24 protein-coding genes and 1 pseudogene are annotated in these 26,104 nt (G+C 43.2%); 1 reads left to right on the forward strand and 24 read right to left on the reverse strand.

Translation table 11 applies throughout. From position 1 onward, the window contains the following. Window positions 1-41: 41 nt before the first annotated feature. The 23 genes from pyrE to spoIIGA form a co-directional block, all read right to left on the reverse strand. Window positions 42-677, reverse strand: coding sequence for an orotate phosphoribosyltransferase (gene pyrE, locus ACIQYG_RS16095; RefSeq protein ID WP_402839632.1), 636 nt, complete (start codon window positions 675-677; stop codon window positions 42-44). Further along, the gene (pyrF, locus tag ACIQYG_RS16100) at window positions 671-1,387 is read right to left on the reverse strand and encodes an orotidine-5'-phosphate decarboxylase (protein WP_402839635.1); all 717 of its coding nucleotides are present in this window, start codon (window positions 1,385-1,387) and stop codon (window positions 671-673) included. Before pyrF ends, pyrE begins: the two co-directional genes overlap by 7 nt. After that, window positions 1,359-2,300, reverse strand: coding sequence for a dihydroorotate dehydrogenase (locus tag ACIQYG_RS16105; protein ID WP_402839638.1), 942 nt, complete (start codon window positions 2,298-2,300; stop codon window positions 1,359-1,361). Before ACIQYG_RS16105 ends, pyrF begins: the two co-directional genes overlap by 29 nt. Next, on the reverse strand, window positions 2,297-3,076 hold the full coding sequence (locus ACIQYG_RS16110; RefSeq protein ID WP_402839641.1) for a dihydroorotate dehydrogenase electron transfer subunit: 780 nt from the start codon (window positions 3,074-3,076) through the stop codon (window positions 2,297-2,299). The genes ACIQYG_RS16105 and ACIQYG_RS16110 overlap by 4 nt, the downstream gene beginning before the upstream one ends. Next, window positions 3,073-6,279: a carbamoyl-phosphate synthase large subunit gene (gene carB / locus ACIQYG_RS16115; RefSeq protein WP_402839644.1), complete on the reverse strand. Its 3,207-nt coding sequence runs from the start codon at window positions 6,277-6,279 to the stop codon at window positions 3,073-3,075. Before carB ends, ACIQYG_RS16110 begins: the two co-directional genes overlap by 4 nt. Beyond that, complete coding sequence (locus ACIQYG_RS16120) at window positions 6,258-7,364, reverse strand: carbamoyl phosphate synthase small subunit (RefSeq protein ID WP_402839647.1); 1,107 nt, start codon at window positions 7,362-7,364, stop codon at window positions 6,258-6,260. Before ACIQYG_RS16120 ends, carB begins: the two co-directional genes overlap by 22 nt. Continuing rightward, window positions 7,361-8,647, reverse strand: a complete 1,287-nt coding sequence (locus tag ACIQYG_RS16125) for a dihydroorotase (RefSeq protein ID WP_402839649.1) — start codon at window positions 8,645-8,647, stop codon at window positions 7,361-7,363. Before ACIQYG_RS16125 ends, ACIQYG_RS16120 begins: the two co-directional genes overlap by 4 nt. Beyond that, complete coding sequence (locus ACIQYG_RS16130; protein ID WP_402839651.1) at window positions 8,610-9,545, reverse strand: aspartate carbamoyltransferase catalytic subunit; 936 nt, start codon at window positions 9,543-9,545, stop codon at window positions 8,610-8,612. The genes ACIQYG_RS16125 and ACIQYG_RS16130 overlap by 38 nt, the downstream gene beginning before the upstream one ends. A gap of 200 nt (window positions 9,546-9,745) precedes the next feature. Beyond that, window positions 9,746-11,035 carry a solute carrier family 23 protein gene (locus ACIQYG_RS16135; RefSeq protein ID WP_402839655.1) on the reverse strand — a complete coding sequence of 430 codons (1,290 nt, stop codon included), beginning with the start codon at window positions 11,033-11,035 and terminating at the stop codon, window positions 9,746-9,748. A 176-nt stretch (window positions 11,036-11,211) separates the two neighbouring features. Next, window positions 11,212-11,754, reverse strand: a complete 543-nt coding sequence (pyrR, locus tag ACIQYG_RS16140) for a bifunctional pyr operon transcriptional regulator/uracil phosphoribosyltransferase PyrR (RefSeq protein ID WP_402839658.1) — start codon at window positions 11,752-11,754, stop codon at window positions 11,212-11,214. 195 nt (window positions 11,755-11,949) lie between these two features. Beyond that, window positions 11,950-12,867, reverse strand: coding sequence for an RluA family pseudouridine synthase (locus ACIQYG_RS16145; RefSeq protein ID WP_402839660.1), 918 nt, complete (start codon window positions 12,865-12,867; stop codon window positions 11,950-11,952). Then, a complete protein-coding gene (gene lspA / locus ACIQYG_RS16150) occupies window positions 12,860-13,330 on the reverse strand; it encodes a signal peptidase II (RefSeq protein ID WP_034313851.1) in 471 nt (156 codons plus the stop codon). Before lspA ends, ACIQYG_RS16145 begins: the two co-directional genes overlap by 8 nt. 198 nt (window positions 13,331-13,528) lie before the next feature. After that, the gene (gene ileS, locus ACIQYG_RS16155) at window positions 13,529-16,297 is read right to left on the reverse strand and encodes an isoleucine--tRNA ligase (protein WP_402839771.1); all 2,769 of its coding nucleotides are present in this window, start codon (window positions 16,295-16,297) and stop codon (window positions 13,529-13,531) included. A 397-nt stretch (window positions 16,298-16,694) separates the two neighbouring features. Then, window positions 16,695-17,210 (reverse strand): DivIVA domain-containing protein, encoded by a 516-nt coding sequence (locus tag ACIQYG_RS16160; RefSeq protein ID WP_402839664.1) that lies wholly within the window; start codon window positions 17,208-17,210, stop codon window positions 16,695-16,697. An 85-nt stretch (window positions 17,211-17,295) separates the two neighbouring features. Further along, window positions 17,296-18,069: a YlmH family RNA-binding protein gene (locus ACIQYG_RS16165; RefSeq protein ID WP_402839667.1), complete on the reverse strand. Its 774-nt coding sequence runs from the start codon at window positions 18,067-18,069 to the stop codon at window positions 17,296-17,298. Window positions 18,070-18,202: 133 nt separating this feature from the next. Further along, entirely contained in the window at window positions 18,203-18,469 is a 267-nt protein-coding gene (locus ACIQYG_RS16170; protein ID WP_053534342.1) for a YggT family protein, read from the reverse strand. 6 nt (window positions 18,470-18,475) lie between these two features. Beyond that, a complete protein-coding gene (locus ACIQYG_RS16175; protein WP_402839670.1) occupies window positions 18,476-18,940 on the reverse strand; it encodes a cell division protein SepF in 465 nt (154 codons plus the stop codon). A 21-nt stretch (window positions 18,941-18,961) separates the two neighbouring features. Continuing rightward, window positions 18,962-19,633 carry a YggS family pyridoxal phosphate-dependent enzyme gene (locus ACIQYG_RS16180; protein WP_402839673.1) on the reverse strand — a complete coding sequence of 224 codons (672 nt, stop codon included), beginning with the start codon at window positions 19,631-19,633 and terminating at the stop codon, window positions 18,962-18,964. 2 nt (window positions 19,634-19,635) lie between these two features. Beyond that, window positions 19,636-20,463: a peptidoglycan editing factor PgeF gene (gene pgeF / locus ACIQYG_RS16185; protein WP_402839680.1), complete on the reverse strand. Its 828-nt coding sequence runs from the start codon at window positions 20,461-20,463 to the stop codon at window positions 19,636-19,638. Between the two features lie 55 nt (window positions 20,464-20,518). Next, on the reverse strand, window positions 20,519-20,788 hold the full coding sequence (locus ACIQYG_RS16190; protein WP_034313870.1) for a YlmC/YmxH family sporulation protein: 270 nt from the start codon (window positions 20,786-20,788) through the stop codon (window positions 20,519-20,521). A gap of 228 nt (window positions 20,789-21,016) precedes the next feature. Beyond that, a complete protein-coding gene (gene sigG, locus ACIQYG_RS16195; RefSeq protein ID WP_034313871.1) occupies window positions 21,017-21,796 on the reverse strand; it encodes an RNA polymerase sporulation sigma factor SigG in 780 nt (259 codons plus the stop codon). 150 nt (window positions 21,797-21,946) lie between these two features. Then, window positions 21,947-22,666, reverse strand: coding sequence for an RNA polymerase sporulation sigma factor SigE (sigE, locus tag ACIQYG_RS16200; RefSeq protein ID WP_034313874.1), 720 nt, complete (start codon window positions 22,664-22,666; stop codon window positions 21,947-21,949). Between the two features lie 58 nt (window positions 22,667-22,724). Then, entirely contained in the window at window positions 22,725-23,651 is a 927-nt protein-coding gene (gene spoIIGA / locus ACIQYG_RS16205; RefSeq protein ID WP_402839686.1) for a sigma-E processing peptidase SpoIIGA, read from the reverse strand. A 370-nt stretch (window positions 23,652-24,021) separates the two neighbouring features. Here spoIIGA and ACIQYG_RS16210 point away from each other — a divergent pair. Beyond that, window positions 24,022-24,758: pseudogene (locus tag ACIQYG_RS16210) on the forward strand (RNA-guided endonuclease InsQ/TnpB family protein); the annotation flags it as partial. Between the two features lie 162 nt (window positions 24,759-24,920). Here the strand turns inward: ACIQYG_RS16210 and ftsZ are convergent. Continuing rightward, complete coding sequence (ftsZ, locus tag ACIQYG_RS16215) at window positions 24,921-26,078, reverse strand: cell division protein FtsZ (protein WP_098371076.1); 1,158 nt, start codon at window positions 26,076-26,078, stop codon at window positions 24,921-24,923. Window positions 26,079-26,104 lie beyond the last annotated feature (26 nt).

The following is a 26,104-nucleotide window of genomic DNA, read 5'->3' on the forward strand; positions in this document are numbered from 1 at the left end:
TAGAGGCGGCCCAATCGTGCGTGATTGGGCCGCCTCTATTTTCATGCTGAAATCCAAGCTGTATCAGCCGGATTCTCCCGCCATTTTTTTAGCTTTTCCAATTCCTCTGCGGTGATGTACCCTTTTTCATTAGCGACTTTTATCAAAGTCGAGTAGTCACTCAACGAATGGTTAATAATGCCCTCAGCTTCGAATTTTTCTTTTCCCTTTTCCAATTCGTAAGTAAAGATCGAAACGACTCCAAGAACATCACAGCCTGCCTCTTTCAGCGCGTTAACAGCAGTAATAACACTTCCGCCGGTTGAAATCAAGTCTTCCACAACCACCACTTTTTGTCCTGGAACTGCGCGGCCTTCGATTTGATTGCCCTTTCCGTGCTCCTTGGCTTTGGATCGAACATAGCACATCGGTGCATTTAATTTTTCACTCACCCAAGCAGCATGCGGAATGCCTGCAGTTGCTGTGCCTGCAATCAGTTCAGCCTCAGGGAAATGCTGTTCAATCAAACCTTTCAATCCTTCCGCAATTTCATTGCGAACCTCTGGGTATGAAAGGGTTAACCGGTTGTCACAATAAATGGGTGATTGAATTCCAGATGCCCAAGTAAAGGGGTCATTCGGCTGTAGGTACACTGCTTTTATTTCCAATAGATGTTCAGCTATCTTATTATTTAACATGATATGCCCTCCCAAGCTGCTTTCATTTCCAAATACGCCCTTAATGGATCTGCCGCCCCCGTTATGGCTCTCCCAACAACGATGGCATCCGCTCCAAAATCCCTAGCCTGTTCAGGCGTGGCAATCCTCTTTTGATCATGCGTCTGTCCACCTGCACTTCGGATTCCAGGTGTGACGGTTAAGAATTCATGACCGATGCGTTCATGTATGTTCTTTACTTCATGGGTGGAACAGACGACGCCATCCAATCCTGCCTGTCTAGTAAGTTTTGCATAATGGAGGACCGAATCTTCCAGAGATCCGGCAATGTTTTGCTCAGCATTCATTTGTTCTTGTGACGTGCTCGTCAGTTGGGTAACCCCTATGCATAACGGACGTTTTTTACCAGCGGACGTTCCCTTATCCAGACCTTCCATTGCTGCTTCCATCATCTTTTGTCCACCCGCCGCATGTACATTGACCATGTCAGCGCCTAAAGTTGCCAATCCTGTCATGGCCATTTTAACGGTATTTGGAATATCATGAAGCTTCAAGTCCAAAAACACATCGTGGCCTTGCTCCTTTACGAAAGAAACTATTGATGGACCATTCTGATAAAATAATTCCATCCCCACTTTTACAGCCAATTTTTCCGAATGGAACTGTTTTAGGAAGGTCTCCGTTTGAAGGAGGTCAGGGAAGTCAAGAGCGATTATTAGTGACTGTTTCATTTTGCTTCCAGCTCCTTCCGATACATTCTGAAATATGGTCAAATCCCAGCTCATCCAATAATTTCGGTAATTCTTCGATGATGGTCGGGCATACAAACGGATCCACGAAGTTCGCGGTTCCCACCGCAACAGCACTGGCACCCGCATAGAAATATTCAATGACGTCTTCCGCCGTGGCGATGCCGCCCATTCCGATTATTGGAATGGACACTTGCTGGCTAACCTCATAAATCATCCGGAGCGCTACAGGTTTTATTGCAGGCCCAGATAATCCACCCGTTCTGTTAGAAAGGATCGGTTTGCCCGTTTTTAAATCCAATCGCATGCCGACTAATGTATTAATCATTGTCAACCCGTCGGCCCCGCCATCTTCAACTGCTTTGGCCATTTCCACAATATTACTGACATTCGGTGAAAGCTTCACATAAACAGGGACTGAAGATACTTCCTTTACCGCCTTGGTTACCTCTTTGGCAACTTCCGGTACCGTACCGAAAGCAATGCCTCCTTCTTTTACATTCGGACAAGAGATATTCAATTCAAGTGCTTTCACATTCCCCACCTTGCTTATTTCCTTGGCAACCTTTACATAGTCATCTATTTGCGAACCTGCAACGTTGGCGATGATGGGAACATCAAACTTACCTAACCAGTCCAGTTCTTCACTGATGACCTTTTCTAAACCTGGATTTTGCAGACCGATGGCGTTCAGCATTCCCGAAGAGGTTTCCGCAACACGCGGAGTCGGGTTGCCGAACCTCGGCTCAGGAGTGGTCGCTTTGATCATGATCGCCCCAAGAATATCCAAGTCGAAAAATTGACTGTATTCACGGCCGAATCCAAAGCATCCAGATGCTGGCATGACCGGGTTTTTCAAATGTAATCCTGGTAATTCAACTGAAAGCCTGCTCATAATACCACCTCTCCTGCCCGGAATACGGGTCCATCACTGCAAACCTTTTTATAACTGAAACCAGTTGGATCATCCCCTGTATGACACACGCAAGCAAAGCATGCACCGATGCCGCATCCCATCCTTTCCTCAAGGGACAGGAAAAGCTTCTTCTCACGATAGCCCGCTTCCAAGGCTCTTAACATTGGTGTAGGCCCGCATGAAAAGATCGTTGCAAACTCTTGCTCCAGATTGTCTATTACAGTCGTGACAAATCCTTTTGTCCCGTATGAACCATCCACCGTGGCAATATAGGTATCACCTAATTCACTGAATTCTTTTTCGTAAAAAATGGCTGACTTGGTCTGGAAGCCCAATACATGGATTACCGTAACACCTTTCGCAACCAACATTTGTGATAATTGATACAGGGGCGGGACACCAATCCCGCCGCCAACCAATAATGCCGTTTCGCCCTGTTTAGCCTCATGAACGGGAAATCCGTTGCCAAGGGGTCCAAGGATATCGACCGCTTCCGCCTCTTTACGCTGTGATAACAGCGTCGTTCCTTTACCTTCAGCCCGGTATATCATCGTGAACTGTTTTTCACTGCTGTTGTAAGAAGAAATCGAAATCGGGCGTCTTAACAATGGCTCAGTGCCTTCTGTTGTCTTGACTTGGACAAACTGGCCTGGTTGACTCATCTCTGAAACCAATTCACCTTGCAGGGTAAGTTCAAAGATGGATGGGGCCAGTTCCTTATGATTTAACACCTTCATTCTTTCCTTCTTGATCATATATAGCTCACCTCACGACTTTTTTCCGTTTTTCCCATTGCTTCTGCCGAGAAGGTCATGGATTCTATCACTCTTAAAATGGCTTCTGCCGTATCAAGTGATGTTAGGCATGTCACTCCATTTTCAACCGATTCACGTCGGATTCTGAAACCATCCCGGGCCGGCTGCTTACCTTTTGTCAAAGTATTTATGACAAATTGCGCTTCCCCGTTCCGGATGACATCCAGCAGGTTTGTACCTTCTTCGCCAATTTTTCCGACGATCGCAGTCGGGATCCCGGATTGCTCCAATAGGGCAGCAGTTCCGCTGGTGGCTATCAGCTTGAAGCCGATATTATGGAAACGCCTAGCTAAAAGAAGCGCTTCTTGCTTATCTTTATCCGATATCGTCAATAACACCGAACCATGTCCCTTGATCTTGAAACCGGAAGCGACCAACCCTTTATATAAAGCTTTTTCAAGGGTGCTATCTTTCCCCATTACTTCACCGGTCGATTTCATTTCAGGTCCGAGTGAGATGTCGACACCTCTTAATTTTGCAAAAGAGAAGACCGGCACTTTCACATAGACCCCAGTTTGTTCTGGCACTAACCCCGATTTGTAACCTTGGCTTTCAAGCGTGTGGCCCAAGATGACCTTCGTGGCTAGGTTAGCCATCGGCACATTCGTAATTTTACTTAAGAATGGAACGGTTCGGCTTGAACGTGGATTTACCTCAATCACATACACTTCTTCATTGCTGATGACATATTGAATGTTCAAGAGACCAATTATATTCAAGCCTTTTGCCAATCGGGTCGTATAATCGATGATTACTTCTTTTTGTTTTTCCGTTAAGTTTTGCGGCGGATAAACTGCAATTGAATCACCTGAATGGACGCCAGCGCGTTCGATATGCTCCATGATTCCAGGGATCACGACCGTTTCACCATCGGAAATACCATCTACTTCGATTTCCTTACCCGTTAAGTAGCGGTCTATCAGGACAGGATGATCCGGATTTATTTTCACGGCATTTTTCATGTAGTGCAGTAATTCTTCTTGTTTATAGACGATTTCCATCGCTCTTCCTCCGAGAACATACGATGGCCTTACTAAAACCGGGTAACCAATATCTTCAGCGATGACGATCGCTTCATCAACCGATGTTGCGGTTTTGCCCTTTGGCTGCGGAATGCCTAAATCCTTAAGTGCTTTTTCGAATTTATTGCGATTTTCCGCCCTATCCAGGTCTTCAAGGGAAGTACCAAGGATCTTCACTCCTCTTTCAACAAGACCATCTGCAAGGTTGATTGCCGTCTGTCCGCCAAACTGGACGATGACCCCTTCCGGTTTTTCCAAATCGATGACATGCATGACATCTTCAATAGTCAATGGTTCGAAATAAAGTTTGTCGGAGATACTGAAATCCGTCGAAACCGTTTCGGGATTGTTGTTGATGATGATCGCTTCATATCCCGCTTCCTTAATGGCCCATACCGAGTGTACGGTCGCATAATCAAACTCTACTCCTTGCCCGATCCGAATTGGGCCTGATCCCAGGACAATGACACTTTTCTTGTCAGTAACGATGGATTCATTCTCATCTTCGTATGTCCCATAAAAATACGGTGTTTCCGATTCGAATTCGGCAGCACATGTATCAACCATTTTGTAAACAGGGATGATTCCTTGCTGTTTCCGGAATTCATAGACATCAATTTCGGGAACTCCCCATATTTCTGCGATCGTTTTGTCAGAAAACCCTAGTTCTTTAGCCTTTTGCAATACTTCACAATCAAAAGAATGTTCTTTTAGCTGCTTTTCAAAGTCGATTATCTTTTTCAACTTATGCAAGAAGAATAAATCGATCTGGCTCCATTCGTGGATGGTTTCGATCGTTTTTCCCCTTCTTAACGCTTCACCGATATAGAATAACCGTTCATCTCCCGCTTTTCGGATCCGTTTCTCTATTTTTCCATCCTCAAACTCGTCATTCAAATTAAGATGGTATATACCCGCTTCAAGGGAACGGACAGCTTTTAAAATTGATTCCTCGAATGTACGGCCGATTGCCATGACTTCTCCGGTCGCCTTCATTTGGGTACCGAGCCTACGGTTGGCGCTTTCGAACTTATCGAAAGGCCAGCGCGGAATTTTCGTAACGACATAGTCCAGTGCCGGTTCAAAGCTGGCATAGGTTTTACCAGTGACAGGGTTCATCATTTCATCGAGCGTCAAACCAACGGCTATCTTTGCTGCAAGCTTTGCAATTGGATATCCAGTCGCCTTTGAAGCAAGTGCCGATGAACGGCTGACCCTTGGGTTCACTTCAATGACATAATATTGATAGCTGTTCGGATCTAGCGCAAGCTGAACATTACATCCACCTTCAATTTTCAGGGCACGGATAATCTTCAGAGACGTATTACGAAGCATTTGGTACTCTCTGTCACTTAATGTTTGGCTTGGTGCGGCAACTATTGAATCGCCTGTATGGACACCGACAGGATCGAAGTTTTCCATATTACAAACGACTATTGCATTATCATTGGAATCACGCATCACTTCATATTCCACTTCTTTGAAACCGGCAATGCTTTTCTCAAGCAGACATTGGTGAACCGGGCTGCTTTTCAGGCCACCCTCAACAATCTCGATCAGCTGCTCTTCGTTATCGCAAATCCCACCGCCTGTTCCGCCAAGCGTGAAGGCAGGACGAACAATGACCGGATAGCCGACTCGTTCAACGAATGTATAAGCCTCTTCCAAGTTATGAATAATGTCGCTGTCAGGCACCGGTTCCCCAAGATCGTTCATTAGCGTACGGAAAAGGTCACGGTCTTCCGCTTGTTGGATTGCCGATAGTTTTGTCCCAAGAATCTGGACGTTGCATTCTTCCAGGATTCCTGATTCGGCAAGCTCAACGGCCATGTTTAAGCCAGTCTGTCCGCCCAAGGTAGGTAACAGTGCATCCGGGCGCTCTTTACGAATGATTTTGCTGACAAATTCCAATGTGATCGGTTCGATATAAACCGCGTCAGCCATTTCAGTGTCTGTCATGATTGTCGCAGGATTAGAGTTAATCAGGATCACTCGATAGCCTTCTTCTTTTAAGGCTATACACGCTTGGGTTCCTGCATAATCGAACTCGGCGGCCTGTCCGATGACGATCGGACCGGAACCGATTACTAGGATGCTTTTTATATCAGTGCGTTTTGGCATGTTTTTTCCCCCTTGTTGGTTGCAGCTTCAATCATTTGTAAGAATTCATTGAATAAGTAGTTGGCATCTTCTGGACCTGGTGATGCTTCCGGGTGATATTGTACGGTGAACGCTGGATACTTTTTATGGCGCAGACCTTCAATCGTATCGTCATTCAATGCTGTATGCGTCACAATAAGATCTGTACTTTCTATGGAAAGCTCTTCAACTGTATATCCATGATTTTGAGATGTGATGGATACCTTTCCGGTACGAAGGTCCCTAACCGGATGATTCGAACCTCGATGGCCGAATTTCAATTTTGCCGTATCCGCCCCGTTTGCAAGTGCGAATAATTGATGTCCTAAACAGATTCCGAATAATGGCACTTGCGTTTGGATTGAACGGATCATTTCAAGCGTCTCATGAACACTTTTCGGATCTCCAGGACCGTTTGAAAGCATCACGCCATCCGGATGATATTGCATCACTTCTTCGGCCGTGACGTTATAAGGCACAACCACGACATCACAGCCGCGCTTCGTCAACTCACGTAAAATCCCATGCTTCATGCCATAGTCTACAAGGACTACCCGCGGGCCTCTGCCCGGACTGGAATAAGGTGCTTTTGTTGAAACCTGTTTCACTTGATTAGAAGGTATCACCGTTGCTTTCAACTGGGAAACCACTTCATTTGCATCTTTGTTGATATTGCAGAGCGCCCCTTTAAGTGCACCTGATTTCCTGATGATTCTTGTCAGCTTTCTCGTATCGATTCCGCTTATTCCAGGTATGTTCTTCATTTTCAGATATTCATCAAGCGATAATTGGTTTCGCCAGTTGGAAGGAAGTTCTGCCGTTTCCTTAACGACGAATCCTGCTATCGCTGGATTGATGGATTCGAAGTCATCACGGTTTATTCCGTAGTTCCCGATTAATGGGTACGTAAGTGTAACGATTTGACCGCAATACGATGGATCGGATAGAATCTCCTGGTATCCCGTCATCCCTGTGTTAAAAACGACCTCACCGATTTTTTCTACGTCCCCACCGAATGCTTCCCCATGGAATACTGTCCCGTCTTCTAAAATTAGCTGTCTTTTCATCCTTGAACACGTCCTTTTTCCCAAGCTATTTTTCCTTCCGCAATCGTCATGACTGGCCAGCCATAACATTTCTTTTCATTAAAAGGTGTATTTTTACCTTTTGAAGCAAACTCTTCAGCATTAATTTCTTTTTCCGTTTCCAAATCGATGAGCACGATATCCGCAGCAGCACCTTCTTTTAACTCTCCATAAGGAAGGGAGAAACTTTCAGATGGTTTGATTGTCATGAAATCGATCAATTGCTTTAAAGTAATGACGCCCGTTTTAACCAATTCGGTGTAAAGTAGCGGGAAGGCCGTTTCCAACCCTACGATTCCGAAAGGAGCCAGCTGCATTCCCTGCGCTTTTTCCTCAGCCGCATGCGGGGCATGGTCTGTTGCTATAAAATCGATGGTTCCGTCAAGCAGTCCTTCTATCAATGCATCCCGATCTTCACGGCCCCTTAATGGCGGGTTCATTTTATAATTCGTATCAAGTCCCGGTATATCATCTTCACACAATAATAAGTGGTGCGGTGTAACTTCGGCTGTGACGCGGATACCGGCGCGTTTGGCATCCCTTACCGTCCTTACCGATTCCTTCGTGGAAATGTGGCAAACGTGATAATGGCAATCCGCCGCTTCAGCAAGGAGGATATCCCGGGCAATATGTACAGCTTCACATACGGACGGAATTCCATTGATTCCCTGTTCTTTCGAGAATCTTCCTTCATGGACGGAGCCTTTATTGATTAAGCTATTGTCTTCACAATGAGCAACTATGGCCATATCTTGAGCGGCTGCCCGTTTCATCGCTTCCAGCATCATCCCTGCTTCTTGAATCCCCACACCATCGTCCGTAAAGGCGAAAGCACCCGTTTGTTTTAATGAAGAAAAGTCGGTCAGCTCCTTGCCTGCTTCCCTAATCGTGATGGATGCATATGGGAGCACCCTGACATGAGCCGTTTCTTCAATTTTCCTGTTTAGCGCTTCAAGGTTTTCCACTGTATCGGGAACTGGCCTTGTATTAGGCATAGCCGCTACCGTTGTGAAACCGCCTCTTGCCGCTGCAAGCGTTCCGCTTGCGATTGTTTCTTTATGTTCACCGCCCGGTTCGCGTAAATGGACATGCAGGTCAACAAGTCCTGGTGTAATAAGCAACCCTTCAGCGTCAACTACTTTACAATTTTCCGTTGCCAAGTTCTCGCCGATTTTTGTGATGACCTTGCCTTCCATTTCAATGTCCGCTTTTATGAATGAGTTTTGATTATCTAGCAATACTCCATTTTTGATTACTGTTTTCATGGATGTTTCCCCCTTCGGATTGTTCAAGCACATTTTTTAATACGGCCATTCTAATGAACACGCCATTTTCCATTTGTTTAAAAATTCTTGAGCGGCTGCATTCGACTAAATCACTGTCTATTTCAACACCGCGGTTTATTGGTGCAGGATGCATGATGATCGCATCCGGTTTCATGTTTTTTTCACGTTGTTTGGTCAGGCCGAAACTTTCCAGATAATCTCCATTTGCCTGATCGTATTTTTCAATATGCCTTTCATGCTGTATTCTGAGCAGCATGACCACATCCGAAGTAGCTACCGCATGGTCGATGTCTTCATACCTTCCTAAACTGTTTGTTCTGTCAAACCATTCAGGCGGACCCGAAAATACGACATTCGCTCCTAAACGGGTTAATGCTTCTGCATTCGATTTCGCAACCCGACTATGCCTCACATCACCGATTATGGCAATCTTCAGACCTTTGAAACTTTTAAACTCTTGTTTTATCGTCAATAAGTCCAGTAATGATTGGGTTGGGTGATTTCCGCAGCCATCCCCTGCATTGATTATTGGAATCCCGATTTTCCCATTCAATTCGTCAAAATAATTATCCTGTTCATGACGGATGATCAATGCATTTACACCTATTGCTTCTAACGTTTTAACGGTGTCATATAAGGTTTCGCCTTTTAATACGGATGATGTACCCGCATCAAAAGGAATGACCTCAAGTCCCAATTTTCTTTCAGCCATTTCAAAGCTTGATTTTGTACGTGTGCTTGGTTCAAAGAAGAGATTGGCAACGGTGGTCAACTGCTTTGGAATCCAGCTAGTTCCGTTGGCGAAACACTCTGCCTCATGTAAAATCCTTTCAATTTCACTTAATGTCAATTCATTCATGGTCAATAATTTTTTCATCGATCCTGCTCCTTTCACATTTGTGATGCAGGGCATAAAAAAACACCCCGCCAATAAGGACAGGGTGTAGGTCATAAAGATTGGGAGGGCACGGAATGGTTAACACTTTATCCCGTTTTCTCATTCATCTTTACAGCAACACCCTTTTAAGCCTCTCTGGACTTCTTTTAAAAGGTGATCTATTATTTTGATGCAATATCTTACTTTCCAAATATATCTCCGGATATTTTTTCCCGGTCCGGAAGAATCAAGTTAAGAAGGATTCCGACGATGGCTGAAAGTGCCATTCCGGAAAGCGATACCGTTTCCGATAGTTGTACGAACGCTCCTCCGATTCCTAACACCAAGATGACTGAAGCTATCATCAGGTTTCTTTTCTTGTCAAAGTCGACCTTATTATCAATCAGCATCCTCAATCCACTTGAAGCGATGATACCGAAGAGCAAGATGGAAATGCCGCCCATCACAGCTGTAGGTATCGAGCTGATGACAGCTGAAATCTTACCGTTAAAGCCAAAGATGATTGCAGTCAATGCTGCCCCTCCGATGATATACACACTGTACGCCTTAGTCATTGTCAGGACCCCAATATTTTCACCATATGATGTCAGCGGCGGCCCACCGATGAAGGAACCAATCATGATTCCTGCGCCATCTCCTAAAATTGAGCGATGCAAACCTGGTTTTTCCAAAAAGTTCCTGCCTACCACTTTGCTCAGTACCATCTGGTGTCCGATATGTTCTGATAAAGTTACGATGGCAACCGGTACCATGATGGCAATGACTTCCCATGAGAAGGACGGTGTATAGGTTACATACGGAAACATGAATTCAGGCATTTCCCACCATTTTGCTGCCTTGATCGGTTCATAATCTATTATTCCTGCAACAGCCGAACAGCCGTAGCCCACTATGATTCCCATTAAAATGGGGATCAAGTTAATGAATCCCTTGAAGAACACGTTGCAGATGATGGTTACCGCTAATGTGATCAGCGCTATAACTATATATGTGACGCTGTATTTATCTTGTGGATCATACATTGCCATGTCCACTGCCGTTCCGGCAAGGCTTAATCCGATTACGATAATCACCGGACCCACCACAACCGGAGGAAGTATATTCATTAACCATCGCAATCCGACTTTTTGGATGATCAAAGCTACAATCCCATATATGAACCCTGCCGCAAAACAGCCGATCATGGCCGCTTCCGGACCTCCCAAAGCCTTAGCCGCGATGATTGGTGTAATGAAGGCGAAAGATGAACCGAGATAAGCTGGTATCTGACCTTTCGTTATCAATAAGTATGAAAGTGTGCCCAACCCGCTTGAAACCAGTGCTACCGCCGGGCTTAATCCTACCAGAAATGGCACCAGCACCGTTGCACCGAACATTGCGAACAAATGCTGGATGCTTAACGTAATCCACTGGCCAGCCTTTGGCACGTCCTCGACATCCAGTACGATGTCCCTTTTCATTTCTTCCATTTTCGTATCCCCCTCATGAAAATTCCATCAAAACTGTAAAAACCCTCTTTGCATTATACAAAGAGGGTTTCTCAGAAGGTAAATGCCTATACATAGGCACAGCTCTCCCGATTGACTCCCCTTTGCCAGCCTCTCTGGACTGTCTTTAAAAGGGTAATATGAAATTTTCATGGTGTTTAGTTTTCTAATATAGTAACTTGATCTACTTCATCCACTTCTGTTAAAGTAACTGTAATTTTTTCAGATTGGGAAGTCGGAACGTTTTTGCCGACGAAATCCGCGCGAATCGGCAATTCCCTGTGTCCCCTATCCACTAATACGGCGAGCTGGATCTGCGAAGGTCTTCCCAAATCCACCAGAGCATCCATTGCCGCTCTAACGGTTCTGCCTGTGAAAAGAACATCATCCACTAAAATCACTTTCTTGTCAGTGATATTGACCGGAATATCTGAGCCTTTTACGATGGGTTCCCCATCATTGGTCTTTTTCGAAAGGTCATCGCGATAAAGTGTAATATCCAGTTCACCCAGTTCTATTTCCTTGCCTTCTATTTGATTGATGCGCTTTGCAAGTCTGTCAGCGAGGAAAATCCCGCGTGTACGTATCCCGATTAAGACGCAATCCTCAATCCCCTTATTTTTCTCAATAATTTCATGGGCAATTCTCGTCAAGGCTCTTCTAATGGCCTGCTCATCAAGTACTATGGCTTTCTCATTCAACACGTCGGCCACCCCGATTCTTTTTTCTGATAAGTCAATTTCAACAAAAAATCCTCATGCCAAGAAGGCATGAGGATTTTATCGCAATGGGCATAAATATCCCACTTTGCGTATCCGTTTCCTTCTCAGTCTCTCTGAACTGTGTTAAAGGTTCTTATTAAGTTGTTATTATGATATATCAGAAAAATGAATTTGTCAATCCTTACTTCTACGTAATTGATTAATTAAATTCTCAAACTCTTCCGGAATCGGAGCTTCGAATTCCATATACTCATTTGTACGTGGATGAATGAAACCTAAAAGACCGGCGTGTAACGCTTGTCCATCTAATTTCAGGGTCTTTTTCGGACCATATTTCGGATCACCCGCCAGTGGGAAGCCAATGTATTTCATGTGAACACGGATTTGATGTGTCCTTCCTGTTTCAAGCTGGCATTCCACCAAAGTGAAATCTTTGAAGCGTTCGATGACACGGAAATGCGTGACAGCATTTTTGGCATTCGAATCTGTGACAGTCATGCTTTGGCGATCTTTTTTATCGCGGCCGATCGGTGCATCGATCGTTCCGAAATCATGAGGGATCACACCATGAACTACAGCTTGATACTTACGTGTAACCGTTTTGTCAACGAGCTGCTGTACCAGTTTCTCATGTGCCATATCATTTTTGGCAACCATCAATAGACCTGATGTATCTTTGTCGATCCGATGGACGATTCCAGGACGCATGACACCGTTGATTCCAGAAAGATCCTTGCAGTGAGCCATCAATCCATTTACAAGCGTGCCAGATACATGTCCCGGTGCCGGATGGACGACCATACCGCTCGGTTTATTAACCACGAGTACATCTGCATCTTCATAATAGATATCCAAATCCATTTCCTCTGCTACCGCATCCAATTCCTCAAGGTCTGGAATCGTCACTTCGATTGTATCGCCAGGAACAGCTTTATAATTCGTCTTAATAACCGCGCCATTTACCAAAACATGATCATCCTTGATCCATTGCTGGACCTGAGTGCGAGACCATTCCTCATTCAAAGTGGAAAGGGCCTTATCAATCCTAACTCCTTTTAGTGTTTCATCGATGCTGTATAACCTTTTATCCATTATCTTTCTCCTTAGCGTTTTTTTCTTCTAAAAACATATGAATCACGAGCAGTCCGACACCAATTGAAAGCGCGGCATCAGCAACATTGAATACAGGGAAACTGTAGCTGAAAATATAGGTATGAACGAAATCCACTACTTCCTGACGAGCAACACGATCGATGAAATTACCAATCGCACCGCCTAGCATGAGACCAAGTGCAACTCCAAGCAAAATGCTTTCCTTCGCCATTTTCTGAATATAATAGACAAGTCCAATAATGACAGCGATGGTGATGATGTAGAAAAACCACATTTGACCTTGTAGAATTCCCCATGCTGCCCCACGATTACGATGCGAGGTGATATATAGAAGGTTTTCAATAATTTCAATGCTTTCTCCGTACTCCATTTTTTTCACAATCATCCATTTTGTCAGCTGATCGAGAGCTATGACCAAAAGGGCAATCAAATAATAAAACACATTTTTTCCCCCAAACTAATCAAATCTTCACTTTTGAATTGTAGCATAAACTAGAAATAATGACTAATCCGAAAAACAGAACTGTACCTGAAGAATATCGGGAAGATTGGATAAAGGCAAAATTCCCGTTTGGGGTTTTAGTTTTCATTACCACAAAAAAGCCGGCCCTTCATATAGGGACCGGCTTTTTTGCAGGAATTATTGATTCACGTAATGCTCTTTCACGACTGTAGCACAACGTGGGCAAAGTGTTGGATGATCTTCCACTTGGCCTACTTCCTTCGAAACATTCCAGCAACGTTCACACGTTTCACCTTCTGCTTTTGTAACAAGGATCGCTATATCCTCAAGTTTAACCGCTTCTGCCGGGGCACTTGCCACATCGCCAGCGATTTCGAATTCGGATACGATGAATAGCTGTTCAAAGCTTTCCTTGATGCCATCAAGCAGATTCTTCGTTTCTTCATTAACATATACCATCACTTTAGCGTTTAGTGACTTTCCGATGACCTTCTGGTTACGGGCTTCTTCTAATGCTTTCAGAACATTATCACGGACATCCATGAACGCCGTCCATTTTGACTCAATGACCTCAGCATCATCTATGGAAATCTCTTCAGGCATCAATGTCAACTGTACACTTTCTTCCGTTACACCCGGAATGAACGCCCATACTTCATCAGCTGTATGAGAGAGGATCGGTGACACCAATTTGGTTAAGCTGACCAATGATTCGTAAAGGACCGTTTGAATGGCCAAACGCTCTTTACCATTTGGTGCTTCACAATAAAGAATGTCTTTTGCATAATCAAGGTAGAACGAACTTAAATCCTGTGTACAGAAATTATTGACCATATTATAAATAGTAGCAAACTCATAATTTTCATAACTTAGCTTCGATTGTTTGATCAGTTTATTTAATTTAACCAGCATGTATCGATCGACTTCAGGCAATTCTTGAACTGCCACTTTATCGGTTTTTGGATTGAATCCATCCAAGTTCCCTAACAGGAAGCGGAATGTATTACGGATTTTACGGTAAACTTCCGAAACTTGTTTTAAAATAGGATCGGAAACCCTGACATCCGATTGGTAATCCACCGAAGCTACCCAAAGGCGTAAGATATCTGCACCAAGTTGGTTCATGACCTTGGATGGCAGTACAACGTTCCCAATCGACTTACTCATTTTACGGCCTTCGCCATCCAATGCGAACCCGTGGCTAAGTACACCTTTATATGGTGCTTTGCCTGTAACCGCAACGCTTGTTGAAAGTGATGAGTTAAACCAGCCGCGATATTGATCGGACCCTTCTAAATAAAGGTCAGCAGGGCGTTGCAAGTCGTCTCTTTCTTCAAGTACCGCTTGATGAGAAGATCCGGAATCGAACCATACGTCCATGATATCCGTTTCTTTCGTGAAGATACCATTCGGGCTGCCTTCATGTGTATAGCCTTCAGGCAGAAGATCTTTCGCTTCACGCTCAAACCAGATGTTTGAACCCTGTTCGCGGAATAGGTTTGAAATATGGTCGATGGTTTCATCCGTAATGATCGGCTCGCCATTTTCTGCATAAAACACTGGAATTGGCACGCCCCAAGCGCGTTGGCGGGATATACACCAATCCCCACGGTCACGGACCATATTGAATAGGCGCGTTTCGCCCCAAGCCGGTACCCATTTCGTTTCTTCAATCGCTTCCAGAAGTTCATTGCGGAAGTCCTTGATCGACGCGAACCATTGTGCTGTTGCACGGAAGATCGTTGGCTTCTTCGTCCGCCAGTCATGTGGGTATGAGTGCGTGATGAACGTCAAGTTCAATAACGCGCCTGCTTCAGTTAATTTTTCGGTAATCGGTTTATTCGCTTGATCATAAAATAATCCGGCAAATTCCCCTGCTTCTTCCGTCATGACCCCTTTTTCATCTACAGGACAAAGTACGTCCAAGCCATATTTTTGCCCAACGATAAAGTCATCTTCACCATGGCCAGGTGCAGTATGAACACAACCCGTTCCAGCTTCAGTCGTTACGTGCTCACCTAACATCACTAAAGATTCGCGGTCATAAAGAGGATGTTTGGCAACAGCACGGTCCAGCTCGCTCCCTTTTACCGTTTTTTGGATAGACGGGTTCTCCCAGCCTAATGTTTCCGTAACCGATTCAAGCAGTGCCTCAGCAAGTAAGAATTTTTCATTTTCGACAGCCACCACTACATAATTTAATTGCGGATGCAATGAGATACCAAGATTAGCTGGAATCGTCCATGGAGTTGTCGTCCAGATGATGATTTTGACACCTTCATCGATTACACCTTTGCCATCCGTGACTTCAAAAGCAACATAGATCGACGCAGAGCGTTTGTCTTGATATTCAATTTCAGCTTCGGCTAGCGCTGATTCACTTGATGGGGACCAGTAAACAGGTTTTTTCCCTTTATAAATGTAGCCTTTTTTCGCCATTTCACCGAATACCTTGATTTGCTGTGCTTCATATTCAGGCTTCAATGTGATATAAGGATTTTCCCAATCACCACGGACCCCTATTCTCTTAAACTGCTCACGTTGATTGTCAATCTGACCATAAGCATACTCTTCACAAAGCTTTCTGAATTCGGCAACGCTCATTTCTTTCCGTTTCACGCCTTTTTTCGTCAATGCCGTTTCGATTGGAAGCCCATGTGTATCCCAGCCAGGTACATACGGTGCTTGAAAACCGCTCATCGATTTAAATCGGACAATGAAATCCTTTAAAACCTTATTCATTGCATGGCCCATGTGGATATCGCCGTTGGCATATGGAGGTCCATCATGCAAAATGAATAAAGGACGCCCTTCAGTTTGTTCTTGCACTTTTTTATAGATGTTCATTTCTTTCCATTTTTCTTGGATTTCCGGTTCACGTTTCGGCAAATTCCCCCGCATTGGAAATTCAGTTTTAGGCATCAATAAGGTATCTTTGTATTCCATCATAAAATCCTCCATCCGTCTTTTAAAAAAATTCATTCGAACCGATGACTTGATATCCGGCCAAAATAAAAAGCCCTCCCATCCCTAAAAAAGGGACGAGAAAGCTTTGCTTCCCGCGGTACCACCCTGGCTAGAAAGATTCACGAAGTGAATCCAACCTCTCGAGCATTCGTAACGTGAATGAAACGCTTCGTTTACTTACTGCAAGAGCAGGTTCAACTCAGAACTCAAGGGTGATCTTCAATATCTTCGCTTATTCCGGGCTTTCACCATCCCCGGTTCGCTAAAAATAAGTGTGTGAAGAATTTACTTTCCCTGTCATCGTCTAATTTCATAATGAATAGTATTGTTGTTAAAAAATTATATGCGAAAAAAGTGTTCAAAGTCAAGGAATCGTTTAAATTTCCTCTTCCACTCTCTCATTTAATTCTATTTCAGTCGCATCCACTTCATAATCCAGAAGATGATCCCAATCGTCATTGTCCAGCAAATCCAACTGTGCACCGACAAGCATTTTGAAACGTGTCCGGAATACTTTGGATTGTTTTTTCAAATCTTCGATATCCATCGCTATTTTCCTTGCTTTCACAAGTGACTCATTTACAATCCGGTCAGCATTTTTCTCTGCTTCCTTTATGATCAGTTTCGCTTCTTTTTGGGCATTGCGCCTTAATTCTTCGGCTGCTTCTTGAGCGACAATAATCGACTTGTTAAGTGTACCCTCAATTGTCGTAAAATGTCCCAAACGATCAAAAGTCTCGTTCAGTTTATCTTCCAGTTCCTTCTTCTCCCTCAAAATCAGTTCATAATCCTTAATGACCTGGTCGAGAAATTCATTTACTTCATCTTCATCATACCCTCGAAATACTTTGCTAAATTCCTTGTTATGTATATCTATCGGGGTTAAGGGCATTACGGCACCTCCAGAACGGTTTCTACTCTAGTATGTTAAAACTCTATATTCGACAATAAATTTATGAATCCTGCTTTTTCTTGAATTATTTTTGTCTACCTAACGAGATTCTCCACTTATCCTTCTTGGTTTTCCCATCGATCGAAGCTATTTTACATCTGCCAAAACCTCGGATGGAAAGTGTGTCACCTTCACGGCATTCTTCCGAGACGCTTTCCGTTTGCTTGAAATTCACCTTTACTTTTCCTGACGTTATCAAGGACTGGGTTTTTTGACGGGACAAATTCAGGACGGCCGATAGCACACTGTCAAGCCTAAGAGAACTGACGGTGGTTACTTGCTCTTCCCATTTTTCCTTAACTTGGACGATATTCTCGATTGGAAGCCGTTTGATGGAAACGGAAGCATTACCTATTTTCTCCAGATTCCCGACGAGATATGAATCCATCTCTTCGGCAGCTATAAATTGAATATGCTCATCCGTCACTATTATATCACCAAATTTTTCACGTTTTACCCCTAGTGACATCAAGGTTCCAAGTATTTGCCTATGTTCAAGCGTTACAAATTTTTTTGGATAGGAGATATCGTATAAGGAGATATTGAAATCAGATGGTTCAGGAGAGTAATAATCAGGGTAAATGAGCACACGTTTTCGCTCTACGAAATCGCTCCCGCCATTGAATTGCAGTTTCGCTTCCGGATCATTCCCCATTAGGGAAGTAAGGATTTCCTGCTGACGCGGATCAAGAAAATCAGATAGTTTCGGAGCGTAGGAATTTTTAACCTGATCAATCCAATTCAAAGCCTGGTCAATAAAATCTTTTTCCTCCGGCCTGAAATGCTGATAAATACTCATGATTGAATAAATGCTCCTTAGTTATCAAATTAATGGTCGATCATAAGGAATTGATAAACTCATTCTGCGTTGCAACTACACAGCGGAAAATGTTCCGGCTGTGTAGTAAGATGCATGTCAGGTTAATTGCTGATCATCCTATTAAGGTCTGTAAGTAATGGATTCCATAACCGCTGGCAAAATTAAGAACCAGCAAGGCCACAAGAGGTGAAAGGTCAATCATGCCAAGCGGCGGAATGAACTTTCTGAACGGTTCTAAATACGGTTCGCAAATTTTTTCCAAAAATTGACCGATTGATGTCTCCCTTGCATTGGGGAACCATGACATCAATATGTAAACGATTAATGCCATTGAATAAATTTCAATTAAATAATATAAACCCTGAAGCACTAAACCCATTAACCATTACCACCTCGCTTCTTCGTACTCCTCTTCGGCGGCGAAGCCGGTAATATTACCGGAAACATCGACGTTGTCCGGGGTACATAAGAATATATCTGTTCCGATTTTTTGGATATCCCCGCTGATTGCATAAACAGTCCCACTTAGAAAATCGATGATTCGCTTTCCTTGGTCATGCTGGATTCGTTGAAGGTTCACGACTACTGCGCGCCTGTTTTTCAAATGGTCAGCTACCTCCTGGGCTTCTGCATAAGCACGCGGCTCCAATAATACTACTTTAGAAGATTTCTGTACGCTTTGCAAACTTACGATATTCTGATTGGCATTATTCCCTGCAGAAGCGGACTGTTGCTGTTTAGCTGACTTCACGACTTTCGGTTCAGCCTCCTCTTCTTCCACCACTTCATCCCTGTACTCGTACTCATCATCCAGCGCGAAATAAGATTTAAATTTTGATACGAACGACATCTATAGCGTACCTCCTTAAAATTATTCGCCAACAAGTGCTGTACCAATCCTGATCATTGTAGCGCCTTCCTCAATGGCAATCATGAAATCATTGGACATACCCATGGACAATTCAGTACAGGGGGCATGCTTCAACTCTAAATCTTGTATTTCAACCTGGATGCCTTTCAGTTTCCGGAAACATTCCCGCAAAATCTGTTCATCATCGGTCAATGGAGCCATCGTCATCAATCCTGCGACATTCACCTTATCAAAATCAGATAACCCTTTTATGAAATCAATTGTCGCCTCAGGATTCAGACCATGTTTTGATTCCTCACCTGAAACATTCACCTGCACTAAACAGTTTATCGGCTCATTTGCGCGTTTTTGAATTTCTTCTGCCAAAGAAATGCGATCCAATGAATGGATATATGAAATTTTATCGATGACATTCTTGACTTTACGTGTTTGCATGGAACCAATATAATGCCAGTTTGGCTTGTCCTTCAGCACTTCATATTTAGCCAGAAGCCCTTCGTCACGGTTTTCACCCAAATCAAGTATTCCCGCTTCCAATGCTTCATTCGCTCTCTCGACCGAAACATATTTCGTCACTGCGATCAACTTAATCGCATCACGGTCCCTTCCACTATTTTCACATGCTATATTTATTTTTTCTTCGATGTTTTTTAAATTGTCCACTACTTTCACTGTTACTCTAAATCCTCCTTCCAACCGATAAAACTCATCAATCTGCCTGTCTTCCCATTATCACGGCGATGTGAAAAAAACAATTCATGATCGCAGCTTGTACAGTATGATGTAACGTTGATCTGACTATTTGGAATTCCTGATTTTTGAAGAATCAATGCATTAAGTTGCTTAAGGTCTAACTGATATTGTCCTTCACTGATTAAATTATAGGGCTTTTCGTCAATATCTACCAGCAAATTCTGCACTAAATCCATGACATAATCATCAACTACATAGCATTTCGAACAAATCGACGGTCCAATAACAGCAAATATCTCACTTGCTTTTATACCCTCATTCAGCCATGCCTCAACCATTTTTCGTGCAATTCCATTAACCGTACCCTTCCAGCCAGCATGTGCAACCCCAATCATTCCATGTGCCGGAGCAAGAAAGTATAAGGGCACGCAGTCTGCATAGCAAAGGGTCAATAGAACGTTTTGGTCCTTCGTATAGAATCCATCAGTCGCTTTAAAGGCTGAATCATAATCCGTAGCGCCCCTCCCGCCATCGCGGCTGGTAACCTGATGGATATTCGTTTCATGAGTCTGCTCGGCACCTATCCATTCATTAAGCGGATACATCAGCCTATCGGCTATAATCCTGCGGTTTCCCTGGACATCTTCAAGTTTATCCCCGACATGAAAACCGGTATTCAATGTTTGAAAATCAGCTGTACTGCCCCCCCCGTTTTTTGTGGTGAAGCCCGCTACGAGCTGGAGATTTTTTTGTCTCCAGCTGTCAATGAGCATATATTGGTCTTTTATTAAAACAAATGGCTCTTTCATGCTATAAACCTCTTTATTTTTAGTCTAGTGTATCATATATTTGCGCCACGCACCTTTAAAAACGTTCATCTTTCAGTTCTCCTTGAAATACCGTCTGATGTTCAACAAGTATGACATCTGCACCGATTTTTTTTATTTTGCGCCATGGAATCACAATATCCTGCTCTCTCCCAAAAAAACCCATTAATCTGGTGCCATTTGAAACGACGATTGCCTCTATTTTCCCCGTGGCCGTATTTATTTCAAGGTCTGACATATTACCCAATTTCTTACCATCCGCTATATTGACGATATCCTTAATTTGAAATTCGGAAATCCTGGTCACATCACTCAGCTCCTCAAAAATTCATCATAGATGAAGGTCCTATTCCTATGTATATGACAAGATGCGCTCAAGGATGAAGATTACGATAAATAAACGTCCCCGATTCACGATCCCTTCCGGAAGGGATTTTCAACAAAATAAAAAAGCCGCAATGGATAAGTAGCTGTGAAGCGGGTACCGACATTTTTGCCCTACCCGCTTCAGCTAACTTTTTCTCTTGCTCAGCTTCTACTGTTGGATATTTTTATTCATTTGCTTGATTGCCGCTTTTTCCAATCGGGAGACCTGTGCTTGTGAAATGCCGATTTCCTCGGCTACCTCCATTTGCGTCTTCCCTTGGAAAAACCGTTTGCGAAGGATCATTTTTTCCCGGTCATTCAACCGTCTCATGCCTTCATTTATAGCTATTTCATCAATCCAGGTACTATCTTTATTTTTTTCATCACTCAGTTGGTCGAGTACATAAATCGGATCCCCGCCATCATTATAAATCGGTTCAAAAAGTGAAACTGGATCTTGTATAGCATCTAGTGCAAAAACAATTTCTTCATGAGGAACTTCCAACACCTTGGCGATTTCTTCAGCTGTCGGCTCACGAAGGGTCTGGCTTATGAGCTTTTCTTTTACCTGCAAAGCTTTGTAAGCGATGTCTCTTAAAGAACGGGATACCCGAATCGGATTATTGTCACGAAGATATCTTCTGATTTCTCCAATAATCATCGGTACAGCATACGTTGAAAACTTAACATTTTGACCTAGGTCAAAGTTATCTATTGACTTCATCAACCCTATACAGCCTACCTGAAATAGATCATCTACATACTCTCCCCGATTGTTGAAGCGCTGAATGACGCTTAGAACGAGTCGAAGATTCCCGTTTACCAGTTTCTCTCTTGCTGAAATATCGCCATCTTGCAGTTCTTTAAAGAGTTTTCTCATTTCTTCATTCTTTAAAACCGGTAATTTTGATGTATCCACACCGCAGATTTCAACCTTATTACGAGACAAAATTATTCCCTCCTCACAGGAGCGCTGTACAAAAAACAGTATTTCCGCGGGAGGAAAAAATATGCACATGGCTAGAACAGAAAATCCCGATTATTTTTCAATATAGCTACCAAAGTATTGATTTGATTGACATTTAAGCACTTTATTTTTTTACACCATTTTATTAAATTCTTTACGAAGCCTCTTAATAATCCTTTTTTCTAAACGCGAAATGTAAGATTGGGAAATCCCCAGCATGTCGGCAACGTCCTTTTGGGTTTTTTCTTCCCCGCCTGCAAGTCCAAAACGGAGTTCCATTATCTGTTTTTCACGTTCTGATAACTGTGTAAGTGCTTTTGTCAGGAGCTTACGGTCAACGTTTGCCTCAAGGTCTTTCGTGATAATGTCATCATCCGTACCAAGTACATCCGATAACAGAAGTTCATTTCCATCCCAATCAATATTCAGAGGCTCATCAAAAGAAACTTCAGAGCGGATTTTGTTATTTCTACGTAAATACATCAATATTTCATTCTCGATGCATCTCGATGCATATGTAGCCAGTTTTATTTTCTTCTCAGGATTGAATGTATTCACAGCTTTGATCAAACCTATGGTACCTATGCTGATTAAATCTTCAATGTTGATGCCAGTATTTTCGAATTTCCTGGCAATATAAACAACCAGCCTTAAATTACGTTCAATCAAGATCGAGCGTGCAGCTTCATCACCATTTGGTAATTTATTGATCAGTATTGCCTCTTCTTCCTTTGAAAGGGGTGGCGGCAGCGCCTCACTCCCTCCTATATAAAATATTTCGTCCGTTTTCAATCCGAGCTTGAACAATAGTTTGTACCAAAAGTAAGTGAGCCGAAGAATGAATTTCTTCAAAATAATTCTCCCTTCTAATAAACGGATTATGGGTCAAATTTAAGAGTGAATCGATGGTTCAGGAGGCAGTTTGTACCGGGATCCCGGTTAACATCTTCGGGTGAACGATAGATTGATAGCTATTATCGGGAGAGAGTTGTTGAAAGGTAAACGAAATGAGACCCTGCTTGACATGAAATTCTTTTTCTCCTTGAACGATTTTAATATAATCCGGTTTGATTGCGGTTAACAGCTGATGCTCATGCCCTACGACTTTATAAGGGATGACACGCATTCTTCCTGTCCATGAATATTCGGGCTGCACTTCCTGACTAATCAGGTTATCAGGGTTTTTAAAGAGCTCCAGCATATCGTTCGGAATTCCTGTTTCCCCGCCTGAAAGAGAGATGATCATTACTGGGGAACGTGTAATCGGGTCATATAGTTGATTGCCGCTATCCACCAGTCCATGAAACGTTCCTTCAAAATCAGAAATTTTAACCGAGACCGAAACCATTTGTTCATGTGTAAGCTTGGTCATTTCCATCCCTTCAAGTGTTCGCTTGGAAAATTGCCATGCGAGCGGGAACCCGATCATTACGAATATCCAGCTGACAGGGTCGCCAAAACGATTGATACCGGCATATTGACCAGGGTCCTTGGACACGATTTGGAATTCAAATAAGTAGTGAAGTCCCAGAAGGATTCCTCCCGATAAAAATGTCACAAAATATAAAGTGGCCACCGATTTCACGAAAAGTTTTAACCTATTGAACCCAAAGGTTGCCAGCACCATGACCATGGATACTAAAATCTTCATGTATACCCGGTCGGCAATTGCATAAAAAGGAGTGAATGCCAATACGATAATGAAGGAACCAATCAGTCCGCCGATGCACACCCGCCAAAGAGCTACCCTTCGTTTGAGAATGATTGCGGTCCAATATAAAAGGAGGCAGTCAAATAACCAATTCAATAACCAGATCACATCTAAATATAAAGTCAAACACCCTCCCCTCCTTATATGAACTAACCTTCCACTAGCAAAAAGTATAGCGTACCTGCCCTTAGAAAGTGTGTCACTTTTTGTACCGAAAACTTAAGAGTTTTTCAGTCATTTTTACCCTTTTTGTAGAAAAACAGCTATTGATATTTCCAAGACTGTCTTAGAGACTATCCTGCTCCCTTTTACTTCTGTCGATTTATGTTATAAAAGTTTAATAATTAATCATTTCCCACCAGAAGACTCCCTCTTCAAGCGTGTATAGGGCTAGAGCCCAACGGTAAGGGGGGATGAATGGCAGTTGGCCTAAGCCAAAGTATTTTTTTTGACAAACATATGTTCCTTGTTTGATAATAACGGGGGGGTGAAACCAATGGTCGTAAACAAGGCTTATAAATTTCGAATCTATCCAACGGAACAACTTATTCCTATCAATATAACGTTTGGCTGCTCTCGTACTGTCCTATAACTTCTATTTAGGCAAACAAAATGAGAAAGATGCTTACTGGTATATCTGTGAAGAAATGAAGCAAAACGGCCAATTACCCTCTAATGAATGGAAAGGTTCTTTTCTGAATAAATACACAACAATCAAAGAACTTCCAGCTATAAAGAAAGAGTATTCTATCCTGAAAGAAGTAGACAGTATAGCCTTACAGAAATCGGCGGAAAATTCAGCAGATTCCTATAGTCGATATAAAAAAACGAGTCGCCACGTTTCAAATCGAAAAAAGAATCCGGTCCAATCCTACACGGCTAAACATACGAATGGAAATATCGGAATGATTGGAAACCAAATTAAATTGCCCAAACTCGGCCTCGTTCGTTTTGCTAAAAGCCGCGAGGTCGAAGGGCGAATCATCAATGCCACAAATCAGGCGGAACCCATCGGGTAAATATTTCATTTCCGTTTTAGCGGAAACCAATGTACCAGTACTTCCTAAAACGAATCGTTCGTGCGGTGTAGATCTTGGTTTGAAGAACTTTTCGATTCTTTCAGATGGTACGGTTTATCAAAACCCAAAATTCTTCCGGACGGTCGAAAAAAAACTGGCCAAAGCACAACGAATTCTTTCAAGGCGGCAAGAAATAGCCTTGAATCAAAATAAACCATTGGCTGAAGCCAAAAACTATCAAAAACAAAAACGAAAGTCGCGATCCTACAGAAATTCCCCATTATTATGAGGTCATTTGACACAATTGCTTTTAAGGAATGCATTTTATTAACGACAAAAAACCGTTCCCAAATGGGAACGGCATATGACGTCGGTATTAACGGCGTCTATTACGGTTACGGAGGAAGGTTGGAATATCCAGGGCCTCATCACCTTGATTGGCATTACGTGCAGGCTGTTCATTGACTTCTTCCCTCTTCACTTCACGCTTCACGTTTGGCTGTGGCGTTTGTTGTGTCTGAGGTCTTGATTGCTGCTGCTGTCCGAGTGTTGGACGTCCAGTAGGCCGAATTGAAGCTTCAACCTCGTTAAAGCCTGTAGCAATTACCGTAACGACGATTTCATCTTTAAGGTTTTCATTGATAACCGAACCAAAAATCATGTTGACGTCTTGATCGGATGCTGTAGCCACGATATCGGCCGCTTCCTGGACTTCAAAAAGACTTAGGTTCGTACCACCGGTAATATTCATCAGTACGCCTTGGGCACCATCAATTGATGTTTCAAGCAACGGACTGGAAATGGCTTTTTTCGCCGCTTCCGCCGCACGGTTTTCCCCGGAGGAAATCCCGATTCCCATAAGAGCGGAACCTTTGTTGGACATGATGGTCTTCACATCGGCAAAGTCCAAGTTAATAAGACCTGGAACAGCAATTAAATCTGAAATCCCTTGTACACCTTGGCGAAGTACATTATCGGCTTCACGGAATGCTTCAAGCATTGGCGTGCTTTTATCGACGATTTCAAGAAGGCGGTCGTTCGGAATGACGATCAGTGTGTCAACCGATTCCTTCATGGATGAAATGCCGCCTTGTGCCTGTGTTGCACGTTTTCGGCCTTCGAAAGTAAATGGACGTGTAACTACACCCACTGTAAGGGCTCCTAAATCTTTAGCAATGCCCGCTATGACAGGAGCAGCCCCCGTTCCCGTACCTCCGCCCATTCCAGCCGTTACGAATACCATATCGGCACCTTTAAGCGCTTCTTCAATCTGCTCTTTGCTTTCTTCAGCAGCCTTTTTTCCTACCTCTGGATTGGCACCTGCACCCAAACCGCGTGTAAGCTTCCCACCGATTTGCATTTTGATTTCTGCTTTTGATAGATTAAGAGCCTGTGCGTCAGTATTGACAGAAATAAACTCAACACCCTGTACACCATGCTCGATCATTCTGTTTACCGCATTGTTTCCGCCGCCGCCAACACCTATTACTTTTATCGTTGCTAATTGTTCTAGATTAGAATCAAACTCCAACATGACAATCCTCCTATTTTGACGAAATT

The organism is Peribacillus sp. NPDC096622 (genome assembly GCF_044762665.1).
GTDB classification, from domain to species: Bacteria; Bacillota; Bacilli; order Bacillales; family DSM-1321; genus Peribacillus; species Peribacillus frigoritolerans_B.

Excerpts from the sequence above, each read along its gene's own strand:
- pyrE (WP_402839632.1), bottom strand. The coding sequence starts at position 677 with ATGTTAAATAATAAGATAGCTGAACATCTATTGGAAATAAAAGCAGTG.
- pyrF (WP_402839635.1), bottom strand. The coding sequence starts at position 1,387 with ATGAAACAGTCACTAATAATCGCTCTTGACTTCCCTGACCTCCTTCAA.
- ACIQYG_RS16105 (WP_402839638.1), bottom strand. The coding sequence starts at position 2,300 with ATGAGCAGGCTTTCAGTTGAATTACCAGGATTACATTTGAAAAACCCG.
- ACIQYG_RS16110 (WP_402839641.1), bottom strand. The coding sequence starts at position 3,076 with ATGATCAAGAAGGAAAGAATGAAGGTGTTAAATCATAAGGAACTGGCC.
- carB (WP_402839644.1), bottom strand. The coding sequence starts at position 6,279 with ATGCCAAAACGCACTGATATAAAAAGCATCCTAGTAATCGGTTCCGGT.
- ACIQYG_RS16120 (WP_402839647.1), bottom strand. The coding sequence starts at position 7,364 with ATGAAAAGACAGCTAATTTTAGAAGACGGGACAGTATTCCATGGGGAA.
- ACIQYG_RS16125 (WP_402839649.1), bottom strand. The coding sequence starts at position 8,647 with ATGAAAACAGTAATCAAAAATGGAGTATTGCTAGATAATCAAAACTCA.
- ACIQYG_RS16130 (WP_402839651.1), bottom strand. The coding sequence starts at position 9,545 with ATGAAAAAATTATTGACCATGAATGAATTGACATTAAGTGAAATTGAA.
- ACIQYG_RS16135 (WP_402839655.1), bottom strand. The coding sequence starts at position 11,035 with ATGGAAGAAATGAAAAGGGACATCGTACTGGATGTCGAGGACGTGCCA.
- ACIQYG_RS16145 (WP_402839660.1), bottom strand. The coding sequence starts at position 12,867 with ATGGATAAAAGGTTATACAGCATCGATGAAACACTAAAAGGAGTTAGG.
- ileS (WP_402839771.1), bottom strand. The coding sequence starts at position 16,297 with ATGGAATACAAAGATACCTTATTGATGCCTAAAACTGAATTTCCAATG.
- ACIQYG_RS16160 (WP_402839664.1), bottom strand. The coding sequence starts at position 17,210 with ATGCCCTTAACCCCGATAGATATACATAACAAGGAATTTAGCAAAGTA.
- ACIQYG_RS16165 (WP_402839667.1), bottom strand. The coding sequence starts at position 18,069 with ATGAGTATTTATCAGCATTTCAGGCCGGAGGAAAAAGATTTTATTGAC.
- ACIQYG_RS16170 (WP_053534342.1), bottom strand. The coding sequence starts at position 18,469 with ATGGGTTTAGTGCTTCAGGGTTTATATTATTTAATTGAAATTTATTCA.
- ACIQYG_RS16175 (WP_402839670.1), bottom strand. The coding sequence starts at position 18,940 with ATGTCGTTCGTATCAAAATTTAAATCTTATTTCGCGCTGGATGATGAG.
- pgeF (WP_402839680.1), bottom strand. The coding sequence starts at position 20,463 with ATGAAAGAGCCATTTGTTTTAATAAAAGACCAATATATGCTCATTGAC.
- ftsZ (WP_098371076.1), bottom strand. The coding sequence starts at position 26,078 with ATGTTGGAGTTTGATTCTAATCTAGAACAATTAGCAACGATAAAAGTA.